The sequence below is a fragment of the Pseudomonas sp. BF-B-15 genome, from assembly GCF_019946675.1.
Classification (GTDB): domain Bacteria; phylum Pseudomonadota; class Gammaproteobacteria; order Pseudomonadales; family Pseudomonadaceae; genus Aquipseudomonas; species Aquipseudomonas migulae.
Map to the genome: position 1 here is coordinate 1 of NZ_JAGYFZ010000140.1, position 12303 is coordinate 12303.

A 12303-nucleotide genomic window follows, 5' to 3' on the forward strand; every position below is an offset into this window, starting at 1 on the left:
AAGCTTGCTCGCGAAGGTGTGTCAGTCACAGTGATGTCGACTGACACACCTTCGCGAGCAAGCTTCGCTCCTACAGAAAAGCGGGGCCGGCATCAAAATTGGGTTCGACGCCTGAAATCATCAGGCGTCGAAGGGTCTATCAGGCTTGCGTCAGTTTTGCTGCAGCGCGCTCGAAACGATCCAGGCCGGCATCGATATCGGCGTCTTCAACCACCAGGCTTGGCGCAAAACGCACCACGTCCGGGCCGGCTTGCAGGACCATCAGGCCTTCGCGCTCGGCGGCGTTGAAGATGTCCTTCGCCTTGCCTTTCCAGGCATCGCTCAGCACGCAACCGATCAACAGGCCCATGCCACGAACCTTGGTGAACAGGCCGTATTTCTCGCCGATCTGCTCCAGGCGAGCCTTGAACTTGTCGTGCTTGGCGTTGACGCCGGCCAGCACTTCAGGGGTGTTGATCACGTCGATCACCGCTTCGGCGACGGCGCACGCCAGCGGGTTGCCACCGTAAGTGGTGCCGTGGGTGCCGACGACCAGGTGTTTGGCCAGGTCTTCGGTGGTCAGCATGGCTGCAATCGGGAAACCGCCGCCCAGGCTCTTCGCGCTGGTCAGGATGTCCGGGATCACGCCGTAATGCTGGTAGGCAAACAGATGGCCAGTACGGCCCATGCCGGTCTGCACTTCGTCGAAAATCAGCAGCGCGTTGTGTGCGGTGCACAGGTCACGGGCGCCTTGCAGGTATTCAAGTTCGGCCGGGATCACACCGCTCTCGCCCTGGATCGGTTCCAGGACCACGGCGCAGGTCTTGTCGGAAATGGCGGCTTTCAGCGCGGCCAGATCGTTGTACGGCACATGGGTGATGCCGGTGATTTTCGGACCGAAACCGTCGGAATACTTCGACTGGCCACCGACGTTCACGGTGAACAGGGTACGGCCGTGGAAGCTGTTGAGCGCGGCGATGATTTCGTACTTCTCGCTGCCAAACCGATCATGGCCGACACGACGGGCCAGCTTGAAAGCGGCCTCGTTGGCTTCGGCGCCGGAGTTGCAGAAGAACGCACGCTCGGCAAAGGTTGCGTCGATCAGCTTGTGCGCCAGGCGCAGGGCAGGCTCGTTGGTGAACACGTTGGACACGTGCCACAGCTTGTTCGCCTGCTCGGTCAAGGCACCGACCAGCGCCGGGTGCGCATGGCCCAATACGTTAACGGCAATCCCGCCGGCGAAGTCGATCAGCTCGCGGCCAGACTGGTCCCAAACGCGGGAACCGGCGCCACGCACAGGAATGAAGGCGGCAGGCGCATAGTTGGGAACCATTACCTGGTCGAAATCGGCGCGTTCTACCGCAGCGTGCTCAACGGACATCGGAGTCTCCTGAAGAGGAACACTCGCCGGAAACTGGCGAGCGATGGGGGGATTGTAAGGACAGTTTTCAGCCCGGCCTTGCCGCCAAGCGACAACTTCTTATAGCGCAAACCCCGGTTTCAGCCGGGTTTACGGCAATGCGACATATAGCGTCGCAAAGGCGCAGTTTAAACCGGCGGCACAGGTTATAGGCAGGCTTGTCGAACGGTGCGGTAAATATGTACCGCACACCGTGCTTCATCGTTTGTTTTCCTTGGGTTCCATCCAAACGCTAACGGACTAGCGCCATGATTCAGCATGACCCCGAGCTTACGGCTCAGCCAGACGCGCATTTCCAGCATGCGTTCCACAATCTGCCCGACTGGCTATTAACAGCATCGCCCGCTACGCGCACTGCACTGAAAAGCGCGCGGCTGGACATCCCTGAATGGCACGCCCAGGCAACCCGCCAGCAGCACCAATCATTGAAAGCGGCCAGCACGCACTACCTGGCCCAGCGTAACCACCTGGAATCCATGCTGGATAAATTGCAGAACGCCCGGGACTTTGCCGAACCGCTTCTGCGTGACGCATTGAAAACCCGGTACGGCCTGGAACTGGACGTCAAGACGACCTTCCTGCGCCTGTACATTCCGCAGACCGTTCCGTGGTTCCCGATCAAGACCGGTGCCGCGCGCACCTGGACGGTCTCGCTGCTCGACGCCGCCCTGCACAACTTTCAGGATTCGGAAACCGAAGCGCAGGCTTATGAATCTGCCTCGACGTTCATCACCGAACCCTCGTCCACCGGGCAATTCGATACATTGCCGGCGATCAAGCGCCAACTCTCCATTCAGCACTTCACCCGGTTGTGCAGGGAACTGGATATCGGCGCTCGATACGAGGCCCACCTCAAGGAAAACCTGGGGTTTACCAACCCGGTCGCCGCTGCCGTGTTGAAGTCGAGCGTGATCAAGACGCACAAGGCCGCCCTGCTATCAGCCCTGCATCTGGCCCAGGTCCGTGGTGACCTGCCGCTGGATGCAGGGCAATCGATTCTCGACATGATCGAGAGCCGCGAAAACGTGGGGCTGGACAACTGGCGACTGCACTGTCACGACCTGAGCCTGATGTCTTCATTGCTGACCGGCATCGTCATTTTCGCGCCGCGACTTGACCTCACCGCCCAGCGGTCGAGGATCATCGTCTACATCCCCGACGACCCGGAACACCCGCTCAAACAGTACCCCGACACCCTGGCGTTCATGACCGAGCTGACCCGCAAACTGCGCTCGCCTGCTTATCAGGCGTTCTTCAGCCGGTTCATCGATCATCAGGAACGAGGCCACTTTTTCGCCGACCTCAACAGTCGCCTCCACGCCGTGACCTGGCATGAACACCTGCGCGGTGATCCGCTGCCGAGCTGGCGCGACACCCCCATCGACAAGCCCAACCTGCAGTTCTCGGTGAACCCGATCAGAAACGATCTGTGGACTCACCTCTACCAGCAGCAATTGAACAAACTGCTCAATGATGCACGAACCCTTGCGGTCTCTACCGCCAGTGCCGACCGAGCGGCGCGATGGGCGGCGTGGGACGCCTTCAGCAATGTCGCCAAAAAGATCCTTGAAGTGGCGTCGTTCGTGGCCCTGCCCTTTGTTCCGTTTCTGGGCGAATTGATGCTCGCCTACATGGCCTACCAAGTGCTCGACGACACGTTCGAAGGCATCATCGACTGGGCTGAAGGCCTGAAAACCGAAGCGTTCGGACACTTGATGACGATCGCCGAAACGGTGGTTGAACTCGGGACGTTCGCGGTGGGCGGCGTCATGGCGGCCGGTGCGTTCAATGGCCTTATGTCTCGCGAGGCGGTGACGCTGATTTCCCCGCTCAAACCCATCAAGACAGCCACAGGCAAAACCCGATACTGGAAACCGGATCTCGCGCCTTACGAACAGTCCGCTGATCTGCCGGACGCTGCCAGCCCCGACCCTCTCGGTTTGTATCAGCATGAGGGCAAAACGCTGGTGCGCATTGAAGGCAAGGTCTACTCGGTAAAACCGGACAGCAAGACTGGCCGTTTTCAGATTCAGCACCCGCGCCGGGCCGACGCCTATCAGCCGGCTCTGCGACACAACAACCACGGTGCCTGGCAGACCATACTGGAGCGACCGCTGACGTGGGACAGGGAAACCGTGCTGCGCCGCCTCGGCCAGAGCGTCGAGTCGTTCAATACTGCCGAGCGTGAGCAACTCCTGCAGATCAGCGGTTTTCACGACAACGTGTTGCGCGAGATCCATGTCGAGAATCAGCGCCCACCTTCGCTGCTGACCGACACGATCAAGCGCTTCAAGATCGACCGCGACATTCAGGCGCTGGTCGAGCAGACCGGCAGTGACCATCCCGACCGCTATCAGGCGCTGAACCAGCGCAGATCGCTGTTCCAGTCTCGCTACCGTGAACTTGAAAAAACCGCCGATCGCCACGTTCTGCTACTGCAAGGCGAAGTACAGGGACTGCCCACGGACATCGCACAAGAACTGGTGAGCAACGCAAGCGGCACCGAGCTGAAGCAAATGCACAACGGCCGCTTGCCCCAGCGCCTCAAGGATGTAGCGCTGAAAGCCATGGACGCGGTGCGTGTCGCCAGAGCCTATGAGGGGTTTTATCTGCAGGGCATGGAAACGGCGGACACCCATCGCCTGGCCCTGCATAGCCTTGAATCACTGCCCGGCTGGCCTGCTCGCCTGCGCATCGAAGTCAGGGAGTTCGCCCATGAGGGGACGTTGCGCGACAGCATCGGTCAGCCCGACGCCCCCATCCTCAAGACACTGGTATACGCCGAGGACCACACGTATCGGGTCCATGAAAACACGTCTCTGCCGAGCGACTTTTATCAGGCCCTCCTGCAGGCACTGCCCGACGCTGAGCGCACGGCATTGGGTCTTTCCGCCGAAGACGGTCAGCTACTCAAACAACGCATTGCCGAGCATGCGCAGAACAAACCCGCGTTGCGCACGCTACTGGTGAAGCATCCCAACCGAAAACCCTTCTATGACCCGGCGACCATGCGCCTGCCCGGCGGATCGGAGGGTTACAAGCGAACAGGTCGTCCCATCCCCACACTGGATGACAGGGTTCGCGAGGTGTATCCAGGCCTGCCCCAGGATGAACTACGCGCCGTCGTCGCCCGCCTGCAAAGCCACCCCGATGGCGCTCGCGTGGAGCTTTCACGCCTGAGTAATGAACTCGAACGGCTGCATGAAGACCTGGATACCTGGATAAAGGAAGCCCCCACCGCCCACCCCGAAACCGGACAGCCATTGAGCGAGCTGGAACAACAGGCCCAGCAGCACAACCGCCGGTTGCTGGCACAGGAAATCCAGCAGAGCTGGCGTCGGCAAACGCCACGGGATCTCGAATCGACAGAGCACAGTGACCGCTATGTGCTGCGATTCGCCGAGCCGATTCTGGGTGAGCTGCCGGTGCTGACGGCGGACTTCAGTCACGTATCGCTGGTCGCCCTCGAAGGCAGTCACGCGGAACAAGGTGTTCACGGTTTCCTGCAAAATTTCAGCGACCTTCGTCGCCTCGACTTGCGGCGCTTCTCCCTGACCACCCTGCCCGACGCCATCCCACGGATGACCAACCTCGACACATTGGTGCTGAACGAATGCGCGATCAGGATTGATGCTGACGCATGGTCGAAACTGTCCTCATTGAACAAACTGGTGATGCTGGACCTGTTCCGTAATCCGATTGACGTGGCTCCCGATGTCGGCGCATTTACCGAACTCGTGCACCTGGACCTGAGCGCAACCGGTCTGACTGAAATCCCCGTCAGCGCTATCACGCACCCCAGACTCGATACGCTCATGCTGATCAATAACCGGATCACCGAGCTACCCGAAGGGGTGTTCGACAGCGTGGTCTACCACAAGCGCGGCGTGCACCTGTCGGACAACCCGCTCGTCGACAGCGCTCGACAACTCGTCAAGCTTCAATACTTCGAAACCTCATACGATCTGGGCGTCTATGCCCCCGAGGCGGATATCGAACGAGCCAGGGCACTCTACCCGAACATGGAAGTCGAGCAGGCCAGCGACTTCGTCTACGAACTGCCTGGCACACTGGAAGAGGGCCGAGCAGCGTTGACCCAACTGGAGGAAGAACTGGCTCAATTGAGCAACGATCTGACGACATGGACAGCCGATCTGCCGCCGCGCCATCCGCTAACGGGTGAACCCTTCAGTGACATGCAACAGTTTGTCGAACACGCCAATCGCGATGAATTCAAAGAGGCACTGCAACGTTGCTGGCAGCATGACGCAGACCTGGATGATTTCAATGAGTCGCTTGAGCCGTCGTATGAACTCTCCATCCGCCCGGTCATCACCGGGGAACTGCCGACCCTCAGCGCTGACTTCAGCCATGTCTCAGCGCTGGAGCTGCAAAGTGTCGATGGCGTGACGCGTATCGGGCGTTTTCTGGAATCCTTCCCGAACCTGAGAAGCCTGAGGCTGCGCGACTGCAACCTCGGCGACATTCCCGATGCGCTGTTCAAGATGGGGCAACTCAGGTCACTGTCGATTCCCAACTGTCGCGTCAGTCTGTCCGTGGAGTCGGTCGGTGGATTGGCGGGAATGGAACAGCTCGAATACCTCGATCTGGGCCTCAACCCCTTGGGGCTGACACCCGACCTGAGTCAGATGCCGGACCTGGCGACCATTCTGCTCAACGACACCGGCATCACCGACATACCCGATGGCCTGCTACAACTGGCCGAACTGGACTGGGCAGACTTGAGCGGCAATGCAATCACCGACGTGCCCAGCGACCTGTTGGAGTTGCCCGCGGAAGTGGCTGAGAACATTACGCTCAGGGGCAATCCGTTTACGGAGGAAAGCCTGTTGCGGCTGATCAGTTACTTCGAACGCACACGTGCCGACTTTGGCGTGGAAGAGGTGATCAATCGAGGTGAAATGAACGTATCCACCTCTGAGGGTTCCGAGATCGACGAATAGATCAGCCGCGCTCGGACGGCACCGACGACAACTCGAACGGGCTGCTGCTACGCCGCTGGTTACGATCTTCCCGCGGCGTGGCACCGAAGAAGTTGCGGTAGGCGCTGGAGAAATGTGGCCCCGAGGAGAAGCCGCACGACAGGCCGATCTGGATGATCGACTTGCTGGTTTGCATCAACATCTGCCGGGCCTTGTTCAGGCGCAGTTCCAGGTAGTACTGGCTCGGCACGCGGTTGAGGTATTGCTTGAAGATCCGCTCCAACTGCCGACGGGACACGCACACGTGCTGGGCGATTTCGTCGGTGGTCAGCGGCTCTTCGATGTTGGCTTCCATCAGCAACACCGCCTGGGTGAGCTTCGGATGACTGGAACCGAGGCGGTTCTGCAGCGGAATGCGTTGGCGCTCGCCGCCTTCGCGGATGCGCTCGACCACCAGCTCTTCGGATACGGCGCCAGCGAGTTCGGCGCCGTGATCACGGGCCAGCACTGCCAACAACAGATCGAGTACCGACAGACCACCGCACGCCGTCAGGCGATCGCGATCCCAGTCGAACAGATGGCTGGTGGCGATGACTTTCGGGAAACGTTCGGCAAAATCGTCCTGCCAGCGCCAGTGCACGGCAGCGCGATAACCGTCGAGCAAACCGAGTTGCGCCAACGGATAAACACCGGCGGACAAACCACCGATCACGCAACCGGCACGCACCAGTTGTTTCAGCGCACTGCTGAGCGCCGGCGCGAGGGTGGTCGGCGGCTCATCGGCGAGCAGGAACAGTTTCTGCAGGTTTTCGAGCTTGCCGGCCCAGGGTTCACCCGGCAATTGCCAGGCGCCTTCGGTCGACGGTTCGGCCTGCAGGAACGACAGTTCGTAGACCACGTCCGGATGCACACGCTGGGCAACACGCAAGGCCTCCTCAGCCAGCGCAAGCGTCAGTGCTTTAGTGCTGGGCCAAATCAGGAAACCAATTCGATGGGCAGTCATGGCGGGCAATCCGAAACGAAACAGTGATGAAGGCATGGGCCAATGCTAGCCCGTAAATGAACGCAAATCTCAAAACCTGTAGGAGCCGGCTTGCCGGCGATGGCGGTATGCCTGTGCCAGATATGCAAACTGGCTCACCGCTATCGCCGGCAAGCCAGCTCCTACAAGGGATCGGGGGCGGCCGTTAATTTGCGAAGCATGCACTATCCCGGTGCACAACGGCAGTCTTGATTATTTCAGGCTGCCCGAGAGGAATTGTTGCAGACGTTCGGACTGTGGATTGACCAGCACCTCACGCGGGTTGCCGCTTTCTTCGACGACACCTTTGTGCAGGAACACCAGCTGGTTCGACACTTCACGGGCGAAGCCCATTTCGTGGGTCACCACCACCATGGTCCGGCCTTCCTGGGCCAGGGCCTGCATCACCTTCAGCACGTCGCCGACCAGTTCCGGGTCGAGGGCCGAGGTCGGTTCGTCGAACAGCATCACCTCAGGTTCCATCGCCAGTGCACGGGCAATCGCCACGCGCTGCTGCTCGCCACCGGACATGTGGCCAGGGTAAGCGTCTTTACGATGTGCCACACCGACCTTGTTCAGGTAGTGCTCGGCTTTCTCGCGGGCTTCGGCCTTGGACATGCCGAGCACGTGGACCGGCGCTTCCATGATGTTTTCCATCGCGGTCATGTGCGACCACAGGTTGAAGTGCTGGAACACCATCGACAGACGCGAACGCATGCGTTGCAGCTGTTTCGGGTCAGCGGCTTTCAGCGCGCCGTCCTTGTTGGCAACCAGTTTCAGCTCTTCGTTGTTGAGCAGGATCTTGCCCGCGTGCGGCTGCTCCAGCAGGTTGATGCAGCGCAGGAAGGTACTTTTGCCGGAGCCACTGGAGCCGATGATGCTGATCACATCGCCAGCCGCCGCTTTCAGGGACACGCCCTTGAGCACTTCGTGACTGCCATAGCGTTTATGCAGGTCTTGGACTTCAAGTTTGTACATGCGGTCGGTTCTCACAAAAACAGTCAGTCAGTCGTTGAGCAAGCGCCCGTGACGCAGCGCTTCGCGCCCCGCCACCTTGGCCAGCCAGAAACCGGGTTGGGCATAACGCAGCCGTTCAATGGCAAACAGCACCCCGGACGTACCAGCACACACCGTGCTGACCCGATCCGATAACGGATCGATCACTTCAAAAATCTCGTCGCCGGCTTCGATCCACTCACCGGGTTTACGCAGAAAACTGATCACGCCCGGATGCGGCGCGAACAGCAATTCGGTGCCTTCGAACGGCATGCCTTCACACGCGTCCTGCGCAGGTTTCGGCCATTCGCCGCTGATCAAGCCTTGCTCGGCGAGGAACGCGAGAATGCCTTCTGCGTAAGCCTCGGCGTCAGCGCGAGCGGTATCGGCCTGTCCCCCTAATTCAATAGTAGTCGCCAGGCACGCCAGTGGAATCTGCGCCTCAGGAAACTGACGAGACAGACGCAACCATGGCAGCGAGCAGGCTTCGTCGAAGGAGCTGCCGCCGGAATCTTCCGCCAGCAGGCCCACTTTCACATTCAGGTGCGCGGCGAGCGAACGCCATTGCGGCCAGTGTTGCGGCAACGCGTACATGTGCAGCGCGGCTTCGCAATCGCAATGCAGATCAAGCACCACATCAGCGGTGCAGGCATGGCTGAGCAACACGCGCTGCATGCCTTGCAACTGGCTGCTCGCCTGCGGCAATGCCGCCAGGTGATCGCTCATGGCCTGACGGATCAAGCGGATGTTGGCGTGCGGATCGTCACCCAGATGTCCTTCAAGTTGGGCGGCCACTGGCGCGCTCAGCTCGACGAAATCGCGGTTGAAGTTCTTGCCGCTGCCCGCTTCGAAACGCCCTTGATGATTGCCTTGCAACAGCTGACCGAGGCCCAGCGGGTTGGCTACCGGCACCAGTTCGACCACACCGTTGAGCAGGCCTTGGGCTTCGAGTTCGGTCAGGCGCTTTTTCAGCTCCCAGGCCGTGCGCATGCCCGGCAATTCATCGGCGTGGAGGCTGGCCTGGATGTAGGCCTTGCGCTCGCCGCTACCGAAGCGGAACACCGAAATCTGGCGTTCGCTGCCCAGGTGGCTCCACGGCAATGGATGATCGATGCGTTCCATATCAGTGCTTCCGCGGGGCCAGGTAGCCCAGCCAGCGGCGCTCGGCCAGTTTGAACAGCTTCACCAGAATGAAGGTCAGGCACAGGTAGAACACACCCGCGGTGATGTACGCTTCGAACGGCAAGTAGAACTGAGCGTTGACCGTGCGCGCGGCACCGGTGATGTCGATCAGGGTCACGATGGACGCCAGACTGGTGGTCTGCAGCATCATGATCACTTCGTTGCTGTATTGCGGCAGCGCCCGGCGCAGGGCCGATGGCAGCAGAATCCGCTTGTACATCTTGAAGCGCGACATGCCCATGGCCTTGGCCGCTTCGATCTCACCGTTCGGCGTAGCGCGCAGGCTGCCGGCGATGATTTCTGCGGTGTAGGCGCTGGTGTTGATCGCGAAGGCCAGGCACGCACAGAACGTCGCGCTGGACAGCCACGGCCACATGAAGCTTTCCCGCACCGCCTGGAATTGCGCCAGACCGTAGTAGATCAAGAACAGCTGCACCAGCATCGGCGTGCCGCGGATCACGTAGGTGAAGAGCCAGGCAGTCATGTTGACGGCCGCGTTCTTCGAGACGCGCATCAGCCCCAGCGGCAAGGCCGCCAGCAGACCGAAAAACAGCGACAGTGCGAGCAATTTTAGGGTGGTCACCAGGCCGCCGAGGTACAGCGGCAAGGCCTCCCAAATGACGTTGTAGTCGAAGATCATAGATCAGCCGCCCTTACGCCTACCGAGTAGCGCTTCTCAAGGTGACGCAATGCCAGCAACGAGACACTGGTGATCACCAGGTACATCGCGGCCACTGCGAGGAAGAAGGTGAAAGGCTCGCGGGTGGCATCTGCCGCCTGCTTGGCCTTGAACATCATGTCTTGCAGACCCACCACCGAAATCAGCGCGGTAGCCTTGGTCAGTACCAGCCAGTTGTTGGTGAAGCCCGGAATCGCCAGGCGAATCATCTGCGGCACCAACACCCGGAAGAACACCTGAAAGCTGCTCATGCCGTACGCCATACCGGCTTCGGCCTGACCCTTCGGGATCGCCATGAAGGCGCCACGGAAGGTTTCCGACAGGTACGCACCGAAGATGAAACCCAGGGTGCCGATACCGGCGGCCAGCGGGTTCAGGTCGATGTAATCGTCATAGCCGAGCATCGGTGCGACGCGGTTGAGCAGGTCCTGACCGCCGTAGAAAATCAGCAGGATCAGCACCAGATCGGGAATCCCGCGGATTACCGTGGAATACAGATCGCCCAGCCAGGCCAGCCAACGCACCGGCGACAGACGCAGCGCAACGCCGATCAGCCCCAGGACGATGGCCAGGGCCATGGACGACAAGGCGAGCTGAAGCGTCAGCCATGCGCCATCGAGGATGACAGCCCCGTAGCCTTTCAACATGATTCAGATCCTCGAAAGTTGGGATGAAAAAATGGCGCAAACCTCAGAGATCCTGCTGCTTGCGCCATTCGGACTTGTCGCCGGGACGTGTTACTTGCCGTAGATGTCGAAGTCGAAGTACTTGTCCTGGATCTGCTTGTACTTGCCGTTCTCGCGAATGGCAGTGATCGCGGTGTTGACCTTGTCTTTCAGCGCATCACCCTTGCGAACAGCAATACCTACGCCGTCGCCGAAGTATTTGACGTCGGTGAAGGCCGGGCCCACGAAAGCAAAACCTTTGCCGGCGTCGGTTTTCAGGAAACCGTCATTCAGCAGCGTAGCGTCTGCCACGGTGCCGTCGAGGCGACCGGCAGCGACGTCGAGGTAGATTTCGTTCTGCGAACCGTACGGCTTGACCTCGGTACCCAGCGGGGCCAGGACTTCGCGGGCGAAACGCTCGTGGATCGAACCACGCTGCACACCGATGTTCTTGCCCTTCAGCTCGGTCAGGCCTTCGCTGACTTGAGTGCCGGCCTTCATGACCAGGCGAGCCGGGGTGTTGTAGTACTTGTTGGTGAAGTCCACGGACTTCTTGCGGTCTTCAGTGATCGACATGGACGACAGAATGGCGTCGATCTTGCGCACTTTGAGTGCCGGGATCAGACCGTCGAACTCTTGCTCGACCCAGACGCACTTGACCTTCATCTCTTCGCACAATGCGTTGCCGATGTCGTAGTCGAAACCAACGATGCTGCCGTCCGGTGCTTTGGAAGCAAACGGAGGGTAAGCCGCTTCGATGCCAATTTTCAGAGGCTTTTCATCGGCGAAGGTTGGCAGGGACAGCACGGACAGTGCCAGGGCGCCAAGCAGCACGAGTTTCTTCATCTTGGGACTCCATCGGTAAAGGGCTAAAACGGCAGAGTGAGCAACAGCCCATTATGCGAATGAGTAAAACCGGAAAGCGGTTGCTGCGTCCTGGGAAACCGGCGTTGTTTTCAACGCGAGCAACGACGAGCGAGTGATCGGCATTCTAACGACAGGCCCGAAGCCGATATTTCTTCAATGCGACAACAAATTACAGAAGCACCGAGAAAGCCGTTTAGGCACGTTGACAGCCTTGCAATTTCATGCAAGAGCAAAAGACAGTGAACCGATCTATATTGCAAATTGCGGGCCTATTATTCGCAAAGCCTTCTAATCCGGCAAGCGCAGCGTGGGTTCTTATTTTTTTGCGGGGCTGAAATGCACGGATGCGGGGATATGGCGTTTCGCAATGCCCCGCATCGGCGCGGGCGGTTACACATTCAGTTACTTGAAGGGTCGTGGGTAACAGTAGGAAATGGACTACAGGGGAAGCCGATAATTATTGGCTGGTGTTTATTCGGTGCCTGATAGATTGCCTTCGCGGGCAAGCCTCGCTCCTACAGGATTCAGGTACACCTCAACCCCTGTAGGAG

8 protein-coding genes are annotated in these 12303 nt (G+C 59.7%); 1 reads left to right on the forward strand and 7 read right to left on the reverse strand.

What is annotated here, in order from left to right:
- Positions 1-139: 139 nt before the first annotated feature.
- Positions 140-1360, reverse strand: coding sequence for an aspartate aminotransferase family protein (locus KGA97_RS27240; RefSeq protein ID WP_223449737.1), 1221 nt, complete (start codon positions 1358-1360; stop codon positions 140-142).
- 287 nt (positions 1361-1647) lie between these two features.
- Between KGA97_RS27240 and KGA97_RS27245 the strand changes: the two genes are divergently transcribed.
- A complete protein-coding gene (locus KGA97_RS27245; RefSeq protein ID WP_223481838.1) occupies positions 1648-6363 on the forward strand; it encodes a dermonecrotic toxin domain-containing protein in 4716 nt (1571 codons plus the stop codon).
- A 1-nt stretch (position 6364) separates the two neighbouring features.
- Here KGA97_RS27245 and argR read toward each other — a convergent pair whose 3' ends face one another.
- The 6 genes from argR to KGA97_RS27275 form a co-directional block, all read right to left on the reverse strand.
- Complete coding sequence (argR, locus tag KGA97_RS27250; protein ID WP_008033121.1) at positions 6365-7345, reverse strand: transcriptional regulator ArgR; 981 nt, start codon at positions 7343-7345, stop codon at positions 6365-6367.
- Positions 7346-7576: 231 nt separating this feature from the next.
- Positions 7577-8341, reverse strand: coding sequence for an ABC transporter ATP-binding protein (locus tag KGA97_RS27255; protein WP_008034888.1), 765 nt, complete (start codon positions 8339-8341; stop codon positions 7577-7579).
- Between the two features lie 27 nt (positions 8342-8368).
- Entirely contained in the window at positions 8369-9481 is a 1113-nt protein-coding gene (locus KGA97_RS27260; protein WP_223481839.1) for a M14 family metallopeptidase, read from the reverse strand.
- Position 9482: 1 nt separating this feature from the next.
- Positions 9483-10181: an ABC transporter permease gene (locus KGA97_RS27265; RefSeq protein WP_192417027.1), complete on the reverse strand. Its 699-nt coding sequence runs from the start codon at positions 10179-10181 to the stop codon at positions 9483-9485.
- Entirely contained in the window at positions 10178-10867 is a 690-nt protein-coding gene (locus KGA97_RS27270; protein ID WP_007951063.1) for an ABC transporter permease, read from the reverse strand. Before KGA97_RS27270 ends, KGA97_RS27265 begins: the two co-directional genes overlap by 4 nt.
- Before the next feature lie 90 nt (positions 10868-10957).
- On the reverse strand, positions 10958-11731 hold the full coding sequence (locus KGA97_RS27275; RefSeq protein WP_223481840.1) for an ABC transporter substrate-binding protein: 774 nt from the start codon (positions 11729-11731) through the stop codon (positions 10958-10960).
- Positions 11732-12303: the final 572 nt, after the last annotated feature.

Bases quoted from the DNA above. Each gene is read 5' to 3' on its own strand.
- KGA97_RS27240 (WP_223449737.1), bottom strand. From the start codon at position 1,360: ATGTCCGTTGAGCACGCTGCGGTAGAACGCGCCGATTTCGACCAGGTA.
- KGA97_RS27245 (WP_223481838.1), top strand. From the start codon at position 1,648: ATGATTCAGCATGACCCCGAGCTTACGGCTCAGCCAGACGCGCATTTC.
- argR (WP_008033121.1), bottom strand. From the start codon at position 7,345: ATGACTGCCCATCGAATTGGTTTCCTGATTTGGCCCAGCACTAAAGCA.
- KGA97_RS27255 (WP_008034888.1), bottom strand. From the start codon at position 8,341: ATGTACAAACTTGAAGTCCAAGACCTGCATAAACGCTATGGCAGTCAC.
- KGA97_RS27260 (WP_223481839.1), bottom strand. From the start codon at position 9,481: ATGGAACGCATCGATCATCCATTGCCGTGGAGCCACCTGGGCAGCGAA.
- KGA97_RS27265 (WP_192417027.1), bottom strand. From the start codon at position 10,181: ATGATCTTCGACTACAACGTCATTTGGGAGGCCTTGCCGCTGTACCTC.
- KGA97_RS27270 (WP_007951063.1), bottom strand. From the start codon at position 10,867: ATGTTGAAAGGCTACGGGGCTGTCATCCTCGATGGCGCATGGCTGACG.
- KGA97_RS27275 (WP_223481840.1), bottom strand. From the start codon at position 11,731: ATGAAGAAACTCGTGCTGCTTGGCGCCCTGGCACTGTCCGTGCTGTCC.